Genomic DNA, 18,161 nt, shown 5'->3' on the forward strand with positions numbered 1-18,161 from the left:
CCTCCCCTTCCGCTACGTTTCAGGTTATTTTTCGGATATGAGATGGAATGCGCAATGAGGGAATAGCTTGCAGCAGCTGACGCGTATACGCTTCGCTCGGATCTGTAAATACCGAACGCACATCCCCTTGTTCAACGATTCTCCCCTTCTTCATCACGCAAATTCGGTCTGCGATCTGCGCAACTAACCTTAAATCATGGGTGACGAAGATCATCGCCACTTTCCGTTCCTTCTGTAGATCCGCGAGCAGCTCCATAATTCGAGCCTGAGTACTGACGTCAAGCGCCGTCGTCGGCTCATCGGCCACAATGATTTGCGGTTCGTTGATCATAGCCATAGCTATAACGACTCGCTGCCTCATACCTCCGCTCAATTGATGAGGATACTGTTGATAGGTCTCCTTGGGGAGGCCCGTTTGTTCCAACAGCTTCACCACCTGCTCCTTCAGCGCCGCTTTATTCAAACCTACTTTCTTATGAGCAGTCAAGCATTCCCGCAGCTGTTCCCCGATGGTAAGGACCGGGTTAAGCGAATCCATTGGATCTTGCGTTATATAAGCGATCCGGCTGCCGCGCACCTTGCGCCAATCGCTCCATTCCCAGTCCTTCGTATCCGCGCCTTGTAAACGAATCGTTCCTTTGGTTTGCTCAAGCGGAGAACGGAGCAGCCCCATGAGAGCAAGCGCAAGCGTGCTTTTCCCTGATCCGCTTTCACCAACAAGACCCAGACATTCTCCAGGATGTAATTCCAATCGGATATCTTCCAATATCGGTTTGGCGGTATTCTGTTTACCTTCCACTGCTGCAACGAACAGTCCCTCTACCTCAAGCAGCTGCGTTGAATTCTTATAAGATTCGTTCCGTTGGCGTTTGCGTCTGCTGCGGAAAAGCCTCGGCATATTCAGTGATCGTGGCTCTAAGGCATCCTTCAGCGTATCGCCCAAATAATTAGTTCCCAATACAATTAGGAAAATGGTCAGCCCTGGCGCAAGAAACAACCACGGTGCTTCCTCAATGTAAGCTCGGCCCTCATTCAGCATCGCTCCCCATTCCGGCTGGGGAGGGCGAATGCCCAATCCCAGAAACGACATCGAAGCTATGCTTAAGATGATGCTTCCGATGTCCAACGTTACCAGCACAAGTATGGGACCGACGATGGATCCGAGAACATGCGTACCGATGATTTTCCAAGCAGGAATGCCTGATGCTTTTGCGGCCTGTACGTAGCCTTCATTGCGTACGGTCAGTACGTAGCTTCGAAAAATTCGCGCGAAGGATGGCCACGACACGGCAGCAACCGCGATCATCAGACTGCTGAGTCCTGGACCCATCAACGAAGCAAGCGCTATAGCTAACACCAGCTGCGGGAAGGAGAAGAGCACATCCATCAATCGGGTCAGCACCATATCAACCCATCCGCCGAAATATCCTGCGGCAAGCCCGATAATCAGACTTAAGGAAATGATTAGGGTCACCGCCATAATCGAAGCGCCCAGAGAAGCAACTCCCCCATGCATTAACCTCGATAATACGTCTCTGCCGAAATTGTCCGTTCCGAGCCAATGATCACCGGAAGGAGGCAGAAGCGCCTGCTTGTAATCTACTTTGACCGGATCGTAGCTAGAAAACCATGCCCCACCGATTGACATCACAATAATGACCACGACAATTGCCAATAAAAACATCGCCAGCGGGTCTGTCTTCAGTGAGTAGAAGAGACGTTGGCGAAATCTATTATCCATGCTGTCCCTCCTGCTCCAATCTGACCCGCGGATCCAGCCAACGGTAAATAACATCAACAGCCAAATTCAACACGATGTAAACAACAGCCATCAGCAGAGCAAAAGCCTGAATAACCGGGTAATCTCTTCCTGTTATCGCATCGACCACATACCGTCCTACACCCGGCCATGAAAAGACAGTTTCAATAATGACGGTTCCACCGATAAGCCCCCCTATTACAAGCCCGAACGAGGTCAAGACCGGCAGTAGCGCATTAGGCAGAGCATGCTTGAAGAGAATGGTCCGCCAATGCAGCCCCTTAGCTTCCGCCAATATGATATATCGCTGTGAAAACACTTGAAGCAGGCTTGTTCGCAGCAAGCGCGCCGTGACTGACGATAGTCCAATGCCCAGCGTCAGGGCCGGCAGGATCAGGTGATCGCTCCCGCCTCTTCCCATCGTCGGCAGCCAGCCCAGCTTCACAGACAGGATGTACATAAGCACCAAGCCAAGAAAAAAACTCGGTACCGACACGCCTATCAACGCAATAACCCGTGTTGCATGATCCACAGCCTTACGATGGTATATGGCTCCCGCAATCCCCGACGGAATCGCAATTACAAGCATGATGAGCAGCGCAGCCCCGGCGAGCTCCAGCGTCGCCGGAAAGCGATGCAGCAGCTCATCGAGAATCGGCGTTTTGCTGCGAAAGGATACGCCCAAGTCGCCGCGAACAATTTTCCATAGCCAGCTCCCATATTGAACAGGGAAAGGCTGATCAAGACCCAGCTGCTTATGTAGAACCTCTGCGTCCTTCTCCAAATCACTCAGATTCGTGCTAGGATCGAACATCGTAAGCAGAATGGCTCGCGCTGGGTCTCCTGGTATAAAACGAATCAGAGAGAAAATAAGAAGAGTAATTCCTAACAAAGCCGGCACTGTAAGAAACACACGAAGGATCAAATAGCGGATCAGCTTCATTTAGAAATGTACATCCCGGGGACGATTTTCGTTTGTAAATTTTTATCGATGCCTTTCACTTTATTGTTATAGGCAGCGCCCCAACGAGTGTTATTGAACAAATAAATGATCGGAACATCTTCCTGTACGAGGGTTTGAATCTGTTTGGCCAAATCTACTTGCTTAGCAGCATCGAATTCAGAGGTCAATTGGCTGATCAGCTTATCCACCTCGGGATTACTGTATCCACCATAATTAGATGCGACACCTGACTGGTAATAGGAATATAGTTGACCGCCAATATCGCCGGTTGCCGTACCGCAGGAGCAATAGGTAGCCGTATCAAAGTTGCCGTCCAGCATCATCTGGTTGGAAGCCGTTGTTTCGACCGGATTCAACTCAATCTCGACGCCTACATTTTTAAGCTGCGATTGCAAAGCTACTGCCAATGGCTGAAAAACCGTGTAAGTCAGCATTTTCATCTTCAGCTTTTGTCCGTCCTTAACGCGGATTCCATCAGAGCCTTTCTTCCAGCCAGCTTCATCCAGAAGCTTCTCGGCTTTGGCCTTATCCGTTACTGCTCCTGTGTTAATCGAATATGGAAGTCCCGCAGGGAAATGTCCTGTTGCATTGGATGCAAATCCACGACTAACACCTTCGATAAGCTCCTTGCGGTCAACAGCTAAATTCAGAGCAATCCGAACATTTTTATCCTGAAGCGCAGGTACCTTTTTCATATTCAACCATAGATTAGTCGTTTGTCCGATCGGGAAATAAGTAGCGAATTTCGGATCCTTCTCGTACGATACCCGCTGTTCGACTTCCACGTTCATATCCGCATCAGCATCGCCGTTCTTCAATGCAAGCAGACGCGCTTGTGCGTCAGCCCCTAATCTTGCTTCCAGCCGCTGCAGCTTTGGCTTCTCCCCCCAATAACCAGGAAATGCTTCAGCAATCAGCAGCTCCCCTGGAGTAAACTGGACGGGCTTCATAAAGCCAGTCAAGTCAGCTTGCGAATTAAACTTATCTCCGAGACGATTAGCTTCCTCTGTATTATGTATAGCAAATCCGTTTAATTTGAAAATAAAGTTAGGGTCTGGCTTAGGTGTTTTGAGCTGCAGATGTAGACTGTCTTTTACGATAAACTCTACACCGCCAATTTGTGAGGGACCTCGCTTATTCAGCTTTTGATGACGTTCCAATGCCGCTTTTACCGCAGCAGCATCCATTACTGCACCGCTCCAAAACTTTACGTTAGGCTGTAATTCCACTTCCCAAAGCGTGGGCTCCAGGTTCTTCCAAGATTTAGCCAGCCAGGGTCTGATAGACCCGTCATCATTCAGCATAACGAGCGGTTCCGCAATGCCGTCAGAAGTAATTCGCTGTGCATCGATATGGACAGGGTCCAGAGAACGCGGCATATTTAAGGTAATGTATTTTAAAACCTGCTCCTTGGCTTCACCAGATGGGGATGCAGCTTTAGTATCTGCGGACTGGCCGCTGCCATTTGACTTGGATGATGAGCTTTGGCATGCCGATAATGTGACTAAAATAATAACGAGAATAAGTGCAAGAAAACCACTGAACTTTTGACGACTGGCTCTGGATTCGGATCTCATAAAAAGGTTGCCTCCTGATTTTCTTTTAATAGTAATAATTACAATTAATATCTTACCCATACTTCTTTGCTTCGTCAATACCATTTTCACAACAAAAAAAGACATCCCTACCTCAGAAAAAAAAGGTAAAGATGCCCTGTTTATATGATTGAATAAACGACGGTCGTCTCAACACTTCCCTATCTTCCGTAGGTCAAAGCAGTGTTGTCAGAACAGGCAGGTCTCCTGGCTCCGGAATTCACATCATCAGCGGCCTTCCCAATCCTTGTGCACAAAGATCAGTGGCATTGTCGCTGTGACTCCTCCGTTACAGTGGCGGGACCGCGTCGGTTTTACACCGAACTTCCCTTTTAAGCTTCAGCAAGCTGAAGCACCTTGTTCCCACAATATTTAATTAACATATGAACGTAAACCACGATTCAAGTTATTGTAGCACAGTAAATAATGGAAGTCATCCGATGACTGCAAATTTAATCATAAGAAAAATATGAAGTATCAGTGGATACTTGCTCGGTCAGTGGATAAATGAGCTTCTCCTCCTGCTCCAAATGCTTGATTAGAATACGGCATGCATAAGTTAAATAGCTTGCCGCTTGTTTCATAGGCATGGCCTCCGAATCCGATTTCAGTGCATGCACGGCTCTCAAGAAGGTATCCATGTAATTCATCGCCAGTTCATGATCCTTCTCCAGATCACATAGAGTCGGTGTGGCAGAAAGAGTGTTATGCCCCTGGCAACAAATGTTCAATAACGGGAATAACTCCCGTTCCTCCCACTCGGAGTGCCGATTCAGTTCTTCCTTGAATCCTAAGGTCCAGAGCCTTAGATGCAGTAGTGAAACCATCGCATGGTTTTTGTCGGCTTCCCGCTCCGTCTGACTCGCCTGGTTCTCCAAATCCATCAGAACCTGCAACAATTCGGCATGGTCTTGCTTCAAACGATCCAGCAGCTTAGGTAACTCCGCTTCAGGAGCAATCTCCGAATTAGCCTGTGACTTGCAGGGCATACTCATCTTTGTGCCTCCAATCAACCTATTATTTTCCTTATACCATACAGATTACTCTCCTACCCCTTGTTTGTATGTATAAAATATCACAGCATTTACTATTTAAATCCTTAAAATGTACGAAATGATTCGAGCAAGTTTTTTCTATCAGCTTGTACCCCCTACATAAAATAGTAACTTTTGGAACATGCTATGCAAAAACGGGGTTGTGGTCTTATTCATGAGAGTTCTTTACTCCGGTAGCCTCTGATTGGAGTGGCATTTTTTCCTGTGGGAATTACAATCCCGCCAAATCCTTGAATGCTGTTGGTTGATGGTCATAAACGGCAAACTTGGTAAAATGCTTCACGTTAATAGTAACGGTTCCATCCAGGTTTACCATTCCTCCGAGATGGACCCAGCGTTGCTTTGGGGTTGGCCGGACGACGATTCGTCTTGCTTTAAACCAATTGAAATTAGAAGGGCATATTTAACAAGGAAAGGGTATCTTCATATCTCTCCCCAAGGTCGAAGAATCTGTAGCTCCATATCGCAGCTATAGGGAATATCTCAGGGAACTTGGTCTACAAGTAGAGACGAAGGTCGTTCAGCTTAACGTTATTTCCGCCGACAAGCATTTGGCCAAAATGTTGAATATTGCTAAGCAAGATGCCGTGTTTCGACTGGAAAGGCTTCGCTTAGCAGCTCACATTCTTGCACCATCAAGGCTTGCTTTAAAATGACATTGGCTTACTCCACGATCAGAGGTTGCTTTTTATACAGATAGTGGCGATGCCGCTATAAGCCCTGACGGATTTTAACGGAACTGAGAGTTCCGTTAATCAATCTGTGACCTCCAATTTGGAGCGATAGCGGAAGTCGTAGTTCCGCTATTCTCGGCAAATAGCGGCTCTACACGAAAAAACAGAGAGATAAAGGAACTTGCTGTTCCGTTATCTCTCTGTTTTTTGTGCTTTCCAGGCAATAGGGGAACAAATACTTCCTCTATTGCGCCCCATTTCCGTGGATGAAGCAGTATCGCCAGAAGCTTACATACTTACTGGTTTACCTGATCATCCTATGTTTCCCTCACCGTACAGCTTAATCCAAAAAATTTTAAAGTGTCATAGACTGCCCATGCCTTGCTAAGAAATCTTGCTTTTCCTTATAATCCGGCATAATACTTCCTACTCGTCTCCAAAATGATCGATCATGATTCATATGAAGCAGATGACATAGTTCATGGATGATTACATAATCTATCACTTCAATTGGAGCCATTGCCAGACGATAATTAAAGGTCAACTTTTTATCCGAGCTGCAGCTTCCCCACTTGGTACTGGACTCTACTATATCAATGGTTTTGGGTTTAACCTTCAGCTGTAATTGATATCCAGATATTCGATCTCCTATAATCTTCTTGCAGCTTAAGAAATAGAACTTCTTGAGATTTTTTTTAAGCTCCTCTTCATTCAATTCCCCCGTCTCTATCAGCTCATGCAGATAATACTCTTTCCCAAGATGAAGGAACTTTCCTTGATCCTGATATTCTCTTGCCTTAGGGATTTCTCGAGCCTTCGCAATGTTTTGTGATTTCTCCAGTATCCATTTCCCATGATGCTCCACAGCGCTTATTATAATTTCCTTACTTGTATCATTTGGGGCTTTTACTGTTATGAAACCTAAAGAGTCTATATGAATTGAAAGCTTCTTTCTATTTCCATATTGAACATTAAACTCTATGCTGGTATTTTCAAATTGAATTTTCATATCCACCATCGCTTCTGTAAAAAATAAATCTAACTCTTATACCTTATTTCATTTTTAACAAAAAATAAACTCCTGATTAATCACAACTCTTTTACCGCAGCATTCAGAAAAATTTCTTTTTCTTCGTGATACTCCCCTAATTTACCATGTATAACCCAGTTATTTCATCGAATACTACTAGTACACCAATGAAAAGGAGTGACTACCAAATGGCAAACAATAATTCTTTAGTCGTACAACAAGCACAGGCAGCAATCAATCAACTGAAGTATGAAGTGGCCCAAGAGTTAGGTATTCAATTATCTCCAACCGGTTACAATGGCAACCTTGCTACACGAGATGCAGGAGCAATTGGTGGCAATATTACAAGACGTCTAGTTCAGATTGCAGAGCAGAATCTTTCGAGCTTCAAACGCTGATCCATCCCTCCCAATTTAGATATGCAAAAGACTTACATCACTCTTGTTCTTAAGAGAGTGGTGTAAGTCTTATTCGTCATTCTTCCCAAATTTGATATGGGCGCTTAAATTTTGATCAAATGCCGAAACCTATTATTTCCGAATCCGGCGTCTTCTCATATTCCAAAACTTGATCCATAAGTCCATATTATCATCCCTAAACAGACGAATTCCTACGAATTTAAACGGTGTCCAAATTTCACTAAAATAGTAATGGGGCATATCATTCCGTCCTTTATTTTACTCGCTCTTTGTGCCAACATTTTCAGCAAAACAGTTAGCAGCCTCGCAACATCCAGAAATATCCAGAAATACACTATTCAGTTTAGTGTCTGTCGGAGCCACTTCGCCTATAACAAATACCGCAAACTGGGCATTGTGATTCACCTCTAGTGCTACTCCCTCCTACTTTAAGACTATTTCAACAAAAAAAAAATCCCCCATATGGGGGGTAACACGATTTAAATAGGGGTACTCCTAGTACCGTCATTAATTCTTTGGCACGCTGTAGCGCTTGTATTTGATTGTTTACTCCGAGCTTTCTGTACACAATTTCAACCTTTTTAAGGACGAATTTTTACTTTTTGAGGTCACGCTTGTAAATAATTAAAAATCGAATTTAATACATTCCTATAATAGGATGATTCATGCGGAACAAATCGATCTTTCCCTACATGTTCATTAAAAAACACCCTATCCCCAACATCATCCAATACGAAACCTTCGACATGTATTTCATCTTTATCATTTAGATAAAGTGCGTGAAAATCACTAAACTTAGCCCTCAAAATTCCTGCTACTTCTTCTTTTTGCAACGTAAAATCATGAAAAGAATGGCTTGATTCATACAGATAAACGTGAGCGAACTCTTTATCAATGAGCTCTTCTCTTGTCACACAATAATTAATTACACCTAATGATATAAGTTCTGTTATCGATACATCAATACCCACTTCTTCTCTAACTTCCCTGACTCCGTCTTCTATCGTTTCATGAGCTAAGATATGTCCGGCGGCTGTAATATCAAACAGGGATGGATAGTCTTTTTTTGTATCACTTCGAATCTGCAAATAAATAAAATCCTCACCTGCTTCTTTGCAAATAAACCAGCAGTGGAAGGTTTCATGCCAGTGCCCGATTCTATGAACTTCATTTCTAGTAGCTATACCAATTGGGTTTCTATTATCATCAAATATTTTGAATACCTCATTTTCCATTATTAATTCCCCCATAGGCTACATTCATCTTATTGCGACCATCAATCATAACAAAATTAACGAGCCGTTCACTTTGCTTATCCAAATATATTGCGGAAATCTATACGCTTGTGCGTTGGAGGGCGCGGATTCAGGCCACGACCTTTAAGTCCTTTTGTATCCACGTTTATAATGGCCGAACAAATAAGGGTACTACCCTCTATTCAACTTCTCGCTTCAAGAACCCATTCATGAGACGGATAATTGGCATTATGTCGTTGTACGCTTTCTTTAAGCATTCGCGCCTCTTCTGGAAGAACTGATTCAAGGTCGCTCCAGCCATTCAAAATGATCTTTCTGCTGCGAATATTTTTGCATAGCAGTAGTTCTTCTTCGAATGCAGACCAGGTTCTTCCGTAATTATTTCTACAGTAAAGAGCTCTTTGGATAACCTCATGAAGCTCCTGAGCAGTTTGTACTTGAGACAACCGAAAAATCGCTTCCTCATCCTGCTGCCACATGGTCATACGGTTTCCGTCCAAATCAGCAAAGACAAAATAACGACAATTCCAATTAATATCCCCATGAAGCGTAACTCCATTATCTTTCATAGCTTGGTATGCATGTGCAAGATCTGATGTTTCCCAAATGAAAATTGAATGCGTAGAAGGAACATGATTTTCTACCTTAGAAAATCCAATATTCAAATTACCTGCGTGTAGCTTGCGTGCGTCGAAATCAATTCCAAGATGCAATGAATACCACATCCTTGCTTGTTCAACATCCCGAACTGGAATAGTCGCGACAATAATTCGGCTGATACTTGGAATGTTTGGCTGGTGCTGGATCTCCATTTGGTCATTCAGTATGTATACCGATTGATCTTTCATTTTTTACGCTCCTTCTAGAAAATTATAGGGCTTATTTTCGCTCCCAATCCTATAGAGACTACATAATCGAAAAACCCGTCGCTTCCGCAAAAATGCTTGCAGGAAGGTTTCCTGTGACGCGTCTTCAGCTAAGTGATAATCACCCAGGACACCGTAGGCTACTGAATAAACTGCACTTTTATACTGAACCACGATAATACGATACGAATCCAAATCCCCTGCTCGAATTGCGTGGATCCACCTCAACTCTTCACTCACTCTTCTTCATCCTGTACATTAAAATTTATTCATAGTTAATAAGTATTCGTTAACATACAAATTTTTCCTCCATACTTATCCAGTTAATCTACTGTTAACGAAAGAAGGCTACCGATCCGGTGCTATCGGTAGCCTTCTGATGAAATTCATTGAGCAGAAATTGAGGCTCAGAACGGAAATCAGTGCTTGACGAAATCACTCGACTTCGGCTCTTTACCCAGCTCAGCGCTTGACAAGACCTTACGAACGGCAATGACAGCACACAAGACATTATTTGAGCTATTACCTACCCTCAAATCCTGCATCTATACAGCCTTTTGGCCGTTTTATCGGAAGTCTTGGTGAATTCATGCAAATATGCATCTCTTTTTCATTATTAACTAAAACTGGACCATTTTACATTAAATTTCTGTACTTTTGCAGTTCTTTCCTCTCACAAGCAAATTTCGATAGATAATAACTGCATATTTGCAGGCTTATGCAGGCTGATGATCACAGGAGGTCAAGCACTGATTTGAGGTTAAACTGAAATTGAGAAGAAAATTTAAAAGCATGAAAATGAGTTGATCTCTCTTAAATTAATTCCAAAGATCACCCAAAACCTACCGGTCCACCTAAAACCTGAAACCGAAACGCGTCCGACAAAAGTTGGGTAAAACCAGAAGCGGCTCCCATTATTAAGCCAAACAAAGGTGTTTCGATACAAGCAACGTGAAATAGATCGGGGGTCAACAGCAAAAGCAGAAATGGTTGGTTCAAAATGTGGGGGTGGGAATGTTGGTCCATGTTGTGGGCCGTGTTGCGGGCCATGTTGCGGTCCGTGTTGTGGGCCATGCGGCGGGCCATGTTGTGGGCCGTGTTGTGGGCCATGCGGCGGGCCGGATGGTGGCATAAAGGACATTCGATGTCACTCCTTTTCTAAAGTGGGCTAATATAATGTATGTAGGAATGAATCCTTCGGATTGGGCCCTTACCTAATTTCCCGAAGTTGTAAAAACTGTTATTTCTGTGTAAACATGAAAAAGAACTGCGCTGCCGCAGCTCCTTCGTTGTACAGACAATCAGATACCCTTTATTGAGTGCGCTAAACTGTGAAATAACTTTAGAGTGCTGCCTTTCTTTTATCCAAGTATATTTGGACTTCATTCCATGTTCTATTTGCTATCTTCCTTTATAGGTACAGACCAATCCACATTAGTATACAGCCGATCCACTACCGTCCGAGTCAGCTGAAGCCGATCCGGTATCTCCGTAAGGCCCTGAGCGCGGAATTCAAATAGACCACCTAAATTCGGTCCGCCGAGTTGAATATAACCGTCTTTCCATCCAGAAGCTCCTTCTGTTGTCGAAGCGCCGCGCATAGAGATTGTATACTCTTTGCCATTGAGTGCTTTTAACCTCCATTCGCTTTGCGAATACTCATTCCGCAGCTTTCCGTCTAGATGCAAGGCACCCTCCACTTCTTCTCCATTCGTATTCGGCGGGGATTCTACAGTGAAATCTCTTAACATGAGTTCATCACCATCAGAACGAAAAGGAACCGGTTGAACTTTTAGCTTGGACGGCTCAAACTGGACCGAAGCATCGTCACGCTCGGAGACGAAATAACCATCAAATACGAAGGTGTAGGGGCTGTCCCGTGGCAAATATTCAAACGTATAACTCCAATGCATCAAACCGGGCTTGTCCCCAGGGTGATGGGACTGGGTCATTACAAAACCCGGTGCTACTTTTCTCGCGTTAACGCTTTGAATCACCCCTCCCTGCATGTCCTCTAAATGAAACTTCAAGCCTTGCTGCTTCCATAATTCGCCGGGAGAACGGGCTAGCGCTTCCTCACTGAGTTCGGTGTCGAGTTCTAAGCGAACACCCTGCACCATCCGGGTCAACCGCTTCAAGCGAATCGTCATTCCGTCCGGAGCAGTATAGCTTCCCTTCAGCGGAGTAATGGTTGTCTTTTTATTAGCTTCCTTCATATCGACGGAAAAATCGAAATTCCATCTCCCTTTTTGAATGGGAATATTTACGCCTTTATTGCCCAGCTGAGTAAGATTGCCTTCTATCGTAATTCGGTCGGTTTGAAGGGGTTCTGAGAAGAAGGCTACGAGATAGTAAAAATCGTTCGTCGCCCCTATATCGGACATATTTCCAACGATTTTTCCCTGATCGTCTTTAATCTTTATGCTGTTCTCCGGACCAAAGACCAACCGATTTCTGTCATGCTTTCCATCCGGTCCGAACAACTGCAGTGCCACTACCACTCGGGTTGGGTCTGCTACCGCTTCGTTTATCATAACGGTGTAGCCATTATCCTTTACCTTAATGTTTGGATGCTCCACCAGACCGAACTCTTGTGCCCGAAGAAGCCCAATATCGATGTTATTATGCGTAAATAAGGAACGGAGCGTCTCCGCTAACGTTGGCACGGAATACAAAATAACAGTGCTAAAAAGAATCAATAGCGAAGCTACTCCAAGCGTTAGCTTCCAAAAGATTGCACCTTTTCGATGAAACAAGCCTTTTTCGACTAAGGTAGATGGAGTTTTGCTGACTTTCACAGCTATACTGCCACCTTCATTTTGCTCCATATTTATTGCTGCCATAGTCCCTATCATTGGATCTTTCTTATCATCAAACACCAACTCTTCTTGCTCAAGCGCAGCCATTACTTTGGTGGTAAACGAATCGGGCAAGGCTTTTTCAAACAGTTCTTGGGACCACAGTGCTTGCTCTTCCAGTTGTTCCTGATAAAGCGATCGGCAGCGGAGGCAAGTTACGATATGCTCGGCCACTTGCTGTTTATGGAACGTAGGATCGTCCAATATGTATTGTTCCATCTCAACGGGACTTAAGCAATGCATCGTTCCTCACCTCCTCGATGGTTATCATTTGTTTTAATCTCTTTTTTGCCCTATAAAGGTCATTTTGGATTTTGTTCAATGGAACATCCAATACTTCGCTTATTTCTTCATAGCTCAAATCGTTCGTATAGCGGAGCAGCAGCACTATACGATAATTGGGAGGAAGCTGATGGATTAGGATCTGAAGCTCCGTTCGATGCTCTGTCTGCAGCAGAGTCTCTTCCGGGTCATAGCCGACTGAAGGATCCGTAGGTGGATCGGCTAGCCGTTCCGTTTGACGTGTTTTTCTCCAGAGATCCTTCAGTAGGTTGGCAGCGATTGTATATAACCATGCGGCAAAACTTTTACTTGGGTCATGCGAAGCTAGCTTGCGATAAGCCTTAATAAAGGTCTCCTGAGTCAAATCTTGGGCGTCCTGGTGATCGGCTCCCATTCCCCGCAATACTCCGTATATTTTATTTTTGTATCGGTTCACCAGAAAGGCGTAATCCTCCTTATGGCCTTCAAGTACACGAAGAATCTGTTGCTTTTCATAATTTTTCTCATTTCTATCTACACATTCCTCCACTACAAAGCCTCCTTGGAGTTCTATACTATATAGACGAGAAACAATCGAGAAACTCTCACACGTGAGATAAATCTTTGCCGATGATTTCTGTGCAGCTGAATACATAAAAAACCACGCAGCATCAAGCCTTCGCGGTCTTTGTCGATGAACAAAAAATTTATAGACAGTCGTATTCAAGTATCTCTCCGCATTAGCTTGGTGCATCCAACCAAAAATATCCTTAACAAGCCTAAAACGGGGAATTCGTTTACCGCGGTAAAGCAATAGATAAATAAACAGTTCCACGCATTTCCGCGAGATCCACTTCACACGGACCGATTCGTTGCTCACGGTGACGTCGCCGAGCGCCGTTATGACGATCCTACAAGAACCTGAGGAAGCTGGAACCGACAGTAATGGAGAATGGATGATCCGCCGGTTGCCATAAAAAAACGTAATACATTAAACTTATTCTTTTCCCCCTACAAGTAACGGTAGCTATGGACGTCAAAACAAAGTCCCCTGACTACCGCTATTCTATTGAACTACTCCCTTTTGTAATACGTTTTTCCGCATTGATCCTAACTAATCTACCTATCCCGCGGTTTTAAGGGTTAATCCAGACTGAAACAATTTAATACTTTGTGATTTTAATCACATGAAAAAACTTTAGTATATGGTACATTATAGGTGTAGAGGGGAAGTAAACATTTCTAAGACGAAAGGAAGATATGCCATGAAAAAACAAAAACGATCCCTTTCTTGGCTGAAATAGATAAAGCTTATTTTTTAGTACATTATGTGAAAAATTTCACCAATGAAATTTAGGAGATGATTATCATGTTAGGAAAATGGCTTAGAGAAAATAAATATGCAGCAGTTATTCTGCTTTTCGTAAGATTGTATTTCGGATATGAATGGCTCACTCACGGATGGCAAAAGTTAACCGGCGGATTTGCTGCCGAAGGATTTTTAAATAACGCGGTCACTAAACCGGTAATCGACAAAGCAACCAATGAACTTGTTTACCCGACCTTTACCGCATTCATACAACAGTTTGCTTTGCCGAATGTTAAAATAATTAATTTCGTGATTCCACTCGGCGAATTCTTAGTTGGTCTCGGTTTAATTCTTGGTGTTTTGACTACCGCGGCAGCATTCTTCGGACTTCTCATGAACTTCATGTTCATGTTCGCGGGTACCGTAAACACGAACCCATGGTTCATTCTTATCGGCGGGATCTTGTTCATGGCAGGCGCAAACACCGGCAGATTCGGTTTAGACCACTACCTGATGCCGTACCTACGCAAACTATTCACACATAAAAATGACAACACTAACCGCACAGCAGGAACGGGTACAAATCATACGCAAGCACATGCCTAACCACAGCAAAACAATTCAAAAAGGATCCGCCGCAGCGGATCCTTTTTGAATTTATATTGAACTATCTTCCCGTAATAAATTCATCGATTTATCATTCCTATTCGGGTCGTACCTATCCTCAAACTATTGGAGGATATAGTGATAGGTGTCTGTCGGCCTCTTCCATTAATAAAGGATACTTATTAGTTGGCCGTCTCGGCAGTCTTCTTGAGGTCGGCAAGCCAGGCATTGAGCGAGGACGTTAGTGCCTCGCGCATGCCATCGGGGTCAGCTGCTACCGGTGGACCGTCCCAGGACTCAGTTGTATGCACGACGACTCCTTTGGCGGTGGGAGTGATGGTCCATACGTGGACGCCATCAATGCCTTGTGCTGGCCCCCCAAAAACGATGCGTCTCATGGGGTCGACCTCACGGATGGTAGAGACGATGGATAGCCCTTGCGTCTGCCACTGGAAGGCGCTGCCCACAGCAATTGGACCGGATAACTGTGCCTGGGCGACGTTTTTCTGCCAAGCTGGCCACTGATCAATACCAGTCTGTATCCGCCATACAGTTTCCTGTGGAGCATCGATTTCGATAGAAAGGTCGACTATGACCTGGGCGTTTCGGTCGACATCAATGCTAGCCCGTTGGGAATTATCAAAGCAACTAGCAAAAATGATCCCACCCATCAGAACGATTATCAGTAAAAGAAAGCTCATCGTGAATGTTTTTAACTTGAATGATCTATTCATCCTATCCATCCCCTTATTTATTGATTAATTAATTACTTTTGTACATAAGATGCCTTACTCTCCTGTAATGCCATCACAGTCGCGGTAATACCTTCCAGGAACGGCGTCGCGGTGATCGGTCCGATAAACCGTTTGTATTTTTCTCCACTTAGCGTCAGCGGCTCTTCGGTTAAATAAAGCATATCGATGATTTCTTTCATCACGGGCACGCTCATACCAATCAACGATAAACCTAATTTTTTCAAGGGAATGACCGGTTTAACTTGGCCGCTTGCCTTTTGCGCAATCCGTACAATCTCTCGCCCCGATATAAGCCCCGTCCGTCCATAACCTGCTGGACCTGCTTCAACAACGCTGTATTCGCGCGAAAAGTACGCCTGAACTATGAACGGATGTTGTTCAGCAAGCACCTAAGGAATGAGATCCGCAGCTTTCGGGTAGAACGGATTCTGGGCCGCTTCTCCAGATAAACTCGAGACGGACCAGAAACCGGCTACGAAAAGTAGGGGGGTGTACCATTCTTTGTATATTTACCTGATACTGCCGTATATTTTATGTTTTCAGTCATTTTTACTCCTCCTTTAAATTGAAAACGCGGTATCAAGAGGAGCAAAAGTAAGGGAACCGGTTATGAACTTTGTTTCAGGTGATCGATTCGGAAGTATATTAGCAACTGATAGGTTCAAAGCCTAGCAGCTCTTTGAAATAGCGATATCTGGTTTCACTGGTTTCAAGGGAGACAAACCTGCGGTTTGCTCGATTCCGCATATTCATCTTTCCAGACAACAAACGTTTTCCATTTCGCTTAATGAACCTTCATATTCATAAACTCAGTACGTCCCCTGACTTTCCACCGTAACGGAGCGTAGGTCAGACTTGCGAAGGTACTGGACAGCGAAATCAGTCATAGAAATTGTGACGCCGCTGAAACAGATAAGCTGGTTCGTCTTTACGGCGGCGATGAGATGAAATCCCTTGCGATTGCAGGCATTGATGACTTTTTCAATGGTATACCAGCTACCCTCGAGAACGTAAACCTGTTCATCCTGCGTAGACGGAAAGGCTTCGATCATCTCGAGGGCAAGATCGTTCTTGCTTTTAAATGACAGGTCGTGCTCATCGCAATACGCTTCACGGTAATAAGAACGGAAGTCCCAAGCATAGGAAGTGCCTTCGCTTACAACGTGGGCAGTGACAACACAGTAGTGGCCATCGACAGCAATATTTTTGCAACAGTCAAGTTATTTAGTTAAAACAGGTGGTATTTATATAACCACTAAAAAATTTGGCTCAACTTCAAAATCAGCGCTTGATGATGAAGCTCAAGACAATGGCTAGATCTGTAACGATCAAAAACATCGTTACAGATCTAAAAGCTCAAAATAATGGCTCTAATACGATGAAAAACATCGTATTAGAGCCATATATAAGGAAAAATCGACAAAATCAGGTCCGCTGAATGGACAGTCAATGAAGTCGTCAAGCACTGGTTGTGGCATAGAGCCAGAAAAAGTCATTACTGAAAAGAATTGCGCTCTCAACTTGAAAAAGAAGGCAAACGCTGCTTATTTCTTTTTAATAGGTATCCATATTTCGCTTTTAAATTGCGGCGATGCTACATCTTTGTGCTCATTCCAGAGCATTTCCGGCCCTTCGCTTAGCTCATATTCCGAGGACGGAAACCATTCGGAATAAATGCGTCCCCAGATCTCTTGAAGCGCACTCGAAAAAGGGCCGACGGCTGTGAATACAGCCCATGTAGAGGCTTGCACCTCCAGCTTGGCGAAGCCATCTCCATCTTTCGTTGTGGCCGCCCCGATGTAATGATCGAGCTCTCCTTTCTCCTCCATCCGCCCTTCACTGAAATTCGTGGAAGCACTGATTAGTCCTGAAGGTTGTACATTCGAAAAGCCCTTAATCTTATCAATCATTTCTGGGGTGAGTCCTTCAAACATTGACGCAATCTCCGGATTCACCCCTTGAAATACTATTGGCACTCTTTTTTTGATCCCCACGATGCGAAAAGCCTCTTTGTCTTCAATTCGGTAGTTCATTTCACTTCCTCCTTTGATAGTCAGTTGAAACGTCATCCGCGGGAAGGCTTTGAGGGACTGTCCATGGATCCGGGCTTCCGAGGGAGTAATCCCATGCATGCTTTGGAAAGCCCTAGTAAAGGAATCCGGCGAGGTATATCCGTATTTCATCGCAGCATCGATGATCTTGATGTCACTGTGACTTAGCTCGAGTGCTGCCAAAGTTAGGCGTCTTCGGCGGATGTATTCCGACAGAGTAATGCCTGCAAGGAATGAGAACATCCGTGTAAAATGATATTCCGAACAGCAGGCAATTTTCGCTGCCTCCTTATAGTCCACACGATCAGTAAGATTCTCCTCAATATAGCTTAAAGCTTTGTTCAGTTGCGCCAGCATATCCATGATATCGCCTCCCCTCGTTACTCAAAGCATAGCAGAGAAGGTAATTCCCTTCCCGACATTTAGTGCACAATCCTGTAGGGTCTATCTCAGCTCAGTGAACAGCAGACAAGTCTGGTAGGAATGCCGTGTGCTCCTGTGTTGTCTCTTTGAAGTTGGCTGGCAAATCCGTAGGATTGGGTACACGGAAAACTTGCTGTAGAGTAACAGAAAAAACAATGAGTAGCTGCCGCGGCAGACTACTCATTGTTTTTTCACTAACGTTTCCCGTTAGTTCAACCTAATAGTCATTTTCCTTTACTTGTATCAATTTTAGCCTTTTCAATTATTTGTGTTATAAAGG

The 18,161-nt window shown here is 44.3% G+C and carries 15 protein-coding genes, 2 pseudogenes and 1 riboswitch; of the genes and pseudogenes, 4 read left to right on the forward strand and 13 right to left on the reverse strand.

Going from position 1 to position 18,161, the window contains the following annotated elements; all coding sequences use genetic code 11:
* Window positions 1-19: 19 nt before the first annotated feature.
* From nikC to GC093_RS22340, 4 genes are all read right to left on the reverse strand, one after another.
* The gene (gene nikC / locus GC093_RS22325; RefSeq protein WP_171654109.1) at window positions 20-1,741 is read right to left on the reverse strand and encodes a nickel transporter permease; all 1,722 of its coding nucleotides are present in this window, start codon (window positions 1,739-1,741) and stop codon (window positions 20-22) included.
* A complete protein-coding gene (nikB, locus tag GC093_RS22330; protein WP_216624757.1) occupies window positions 1,734-2,702 on the reverse strand; it encodes a nickel ABC transporter permease in 969 nt (322 codons plus the stop codon). Before nikB ends, nikC begins: the two co-directional genes overlap by 8 nt.
* Window positions 2,699-4,300: an ABC transporter substrate-binding protein gene (locus GC093_RS22335; RefSeq protein WP_171654110.1), complete on the reverse strand. Its 1,602-nt coding sequence runs from the start codon at window positions 4,298-4,300 to the stop codon at window positions 2,699-2,701. The genes nikB and GC093_RS22335 overlap by 4 nt, the downstream gene beginning before the upstream one ends.
* Window positions 4,301-4,498: 198 nt before the next feature.
* A riboswitch (cobalamin riboswitch) is annotated at window positions 4,499-4,694 on the reverse strand.
* Between the two features lie 76 nt (window positions 4,695-4,770).
* Window positions 4,771-5,313 carry a hemerythrin domain-containing protein gene (locus tag GC093_RS22340; RefSeq protein ID WP_171654111.1) on the reverse strand — a complete coding sequence of 181 codons (543 nt, stop codon included), beginning with the start codon at window positions 5,311-5,313 and terminating at the stop codon, window positions 4,771-4,773.
* A gap of 485 nt (window positions 5,314-5,798) precedes the next feature.
* On the opposite strand from GC093_RS22340, the gene GC093_RS36950 reads away from it, so the two are divergent.
* Entirely contained in the window at window positions 5,799-6,029 is a 231-nt protein-coding gene (locus GC093_RS36950) for a UTRA domain-containing protein (protein WP_376768673.1), read from the forward strand.
* Window positions 6,030-6,402: 373 nt separating this feature from the next.
* On the opposite strand, the gene GC093_RS22350 is transcribed toward GC093_RS36950, so the two are convergent.
* Window positions 6,403-7,056, reverse strand: a complete 654-nt coding sequence (locus tag GC093_RS22350; protein WP_171654112.1) for a M48 family metallopeptidase — start codon at window positions 7,054-7,056, stop codon at window positions 6,403-6,405.
* Between the two features lie 209 nt (window positions 7,057-7,265).
* Here GC093_RS22350 and GC093_RS22355 point away from each other — a divergent pair, with 209 nt between their 5' ends.
* Complete coding sequence (locus GC093_RS22355; RefSeq protein WP_171654113.1) at window positions 7,266-7,475, forward strand: alpha/beta-type small acid-soluble spore protein; 210 nt, start codon at window positions 7,266-7,268, stop codon at window positions 7,473-7,475.
* Between the two features lie 629 nt (window positions 7,476-8,104).
* Here GC093_RS22355 and GC093_RS22360 read toward each other — a convergent pair.
* The 5 genes from GC093_RS22360 to GC093_RS22380 form a co-directional block, all read right to left on the reverse strand.
* The gene (locus tag GC093_RS22360; protein ID WP_171654114.1) at window positions 8,105-8,731 is read right to left on the reverse strand and encodes an NUDIX hydrolase; all 627 of its coding nucleotides are present in this window, start codon (window positions 8,729-8,731) and stop codon (window positions 8,105-8,107) included.
* Between the two features lie 203 nt (window positions 8,732-8,934).
* Complete coding sequence (locus GC093_RS22365; protein WP_171654115.1) at window positions 8,935-9,600, reverse strand: VOC family protein; 666 nt, start codon at window positions 9,598-9,600, stop codon at window positions 8,935-8,937.
* 3 nt (window positions 9,601-9,603) lie between these two features.
* A complete protein-coding gene (locus GC093_RS36955; protein WP_171654116.1) occupies window positions 9,604-9,858 on the reverse strand; it encodes an RNA polymerase sigma factor in 255 nt (84 codons plus the stop codon).
* Between the two features lie 1,154 nt (window positions 9,859-11,012).
* Window positions 11,013-12,719 carry a DUF4179 domain-containing protein gene (locus GC093_RS22375; RefSeq protein ID WP_171654117.1) on the reverse strand — a complete coding sequence of 569 codons (1,707 nt, stop codon included), beginning with the start codon at window positions 12,717-12,719 and terminating at the stop codon, window positions 11,013-11,015.
* Window positions 12,697-13,287 carry an RNA polymerase sigma factor gene (locus GC093_RS22380; protein ID WP_312886593.1) on the reverse strand — a complete coding sequence of 197 codons (591 nt, stop codon included), beginning with the start codon at window positions 13,285-13,287 and terminating at the stop codon, window positions 12,697-12,699. Before GC093_RS22380 ends, GC093_RS22375 begins: the two co-directional genes overlap by 23 nt.
* 819 nt (window positions 13,288-14,106) lie before the next feature.
* Here GC093_RS22380 and GC093_RS22385 point away from each other — a divergent pair.
* On the forward strand, window positions 14,107-14,652 hold the full coding sequence (locus tag GC093_RS22385) for a DoxX family protein (RefSeq protein ID WP_171654118.1): 546 nt from the start codon (window positions 14,107-14,109) through the stop codon (window positions 14,650-14,652).
* Window positions 14,653-14,834: 182 nt separating this feature from the next.
* Here GC093_RS22385 and GC093_RS22390 read toward each other — a convergent pair whose 3' ends face one another.
* On the reverse strand, window positions 14,835-15,386 hold the full coding sequence (locus GC093_RS22390; RefSeq protein ID WP_216624758.1) for an SRPBCC family protein: 552 nt from the start codon (window positions 15,384-15,386) through the stop codon (window positions 14,835-14,837).
* A 32-nt stretch (window positions 15,387-15,418) separates the two neighbouring features.
* A pseudogene (locus GC093_RS22395) lies at window positions 15,419-15,703 on the reverse strand (epimerase); the annotation flags it as partial.
* Window positions 15,704-15,974: 271 nt separating this feature from the next.
* Here GC093_RS22395 and GC093_RS36960 point away from each other — a divergent pair.
* A pseudogene (locus GC093_RS36960) lies at window positions 15,975-16,055 on the forward strand (VOC family protein); the annotation flags it as partial.
* An 896-nt stretch (window positions 16,056-16,951) separates the two neighbouring features.
* Here the strand turns inward: GC093_RS36960 and GC093_RS22400 are convergent.
* Window positions 16,952-17,821 carry an AraC family transcriptional regulator gene (locus tag GC093_RS22400; RefSeq protein WP_171654119.1) on the reverse strand — a complete coding sequence of 290 codons (870 nt, stop codon included), beginning with the start codon at window positions 17,819-17,821 and terminating at the stop codon, window positions 16,952-16,954.
* Window positions 17,822-18,161: the final 340 nt, after the last annotated feature.

This window comes from Paenibacillus foliorum (assembly GCF_013141765.1).
Classification (GTDB): domain Bacteria; phylum Bacillota; class Bacilli; order Paenibacillales; family NBRC-103111; genus Paenibacillus_S; species Paenibacillus_S foliorum.

Excerpts from the sequence above, each read along its gene's own strand:
- nikC (WP_171654109.1), bottom strand. The coding sequence starts at position 1,741 with ATGGATAATAGATTTCGCCAACGTCTCTTCTACTCACTGAAGACAGAC.
- nikB (WP_216624757.1), bottom strand. The coding sequence starts at position 2,702 with ATGAAGCTGATCCGCTATTTGATCCTTCGTGTGTTTCTTACAGTGCCG.
- GC093_RS22335 (WP_171654110.1), bottom strand. The coding sequence starts at position 4,300 with ATGAGATCCGAATCCAGAGCCAGTCGTCAAAAGTTCAGTGGTTTTCTT.
- GC093_RS22340 (WP_171654111.1), bottom strand. The coding sequence starts at position 5,313 with ATGAGTATGCCCTGCAAGTCACAGGCTAATTCGGAGATTGCTCCTGAA.
- GC093_RS22350 (WP_171654112.1), bottom strand. The coding sequence starts at position 7,056 with ATGAAAATTCAATTTGAAAATACCAGCATAGAGTTTAATGTTCAATAT.
- GC093_RS22355 (WP_171654113.1), top strand. The coding sequence starts at position 7,266 with ATGGCAAACAATAATTCTTTAGTCGTACAACAAGCACAGGCAGCAATC.
- GC093_RS22360 (WP_171654114.1), bottom strand. The coding sequence starts at position 8,731 with ATGGAAAATGAGGTATTCAAAATATTTGATGATAATAGAAACCCAATT.
- GC093_RS22365 (WP_171654115.1), bottom strand. The coding sequence starts at position 9,600 with ATGAAAGATCAATCGGTATACATACTGAATGACCAAATGGAGATCCAG.
- GC093_RS22375 (WP_171654117.1), bottom strand. The coding sequence starts at position 12,719 with ATGCATTGCTTAAGTCCCGTTGAGATGGAACAATACATATTGGACGAT.
- GC093_RS22385 (WP_171654118.1), top strand. The coding sequence starts at position 14,107 with ATGTTAGGAAAATGGCTTAGAGAAAATAAATATGCAGCAGTTATTCTG.
- GC093_RS22390 (WP_216624758.1), bottom strand. The coding sequence starts at position 15,386 with ATGAATAGATCATTCAAGTTAAAAACATTCACGATGAGCTTTCTTTTA.
- GC093_RS22400 (WP_171654119.1), bottom strand. The coding sequence starts at position 17,821 with ATGGATATGCTGGCGCAACTGAACAAAGCTTTAAGCTATATTGAGGAG.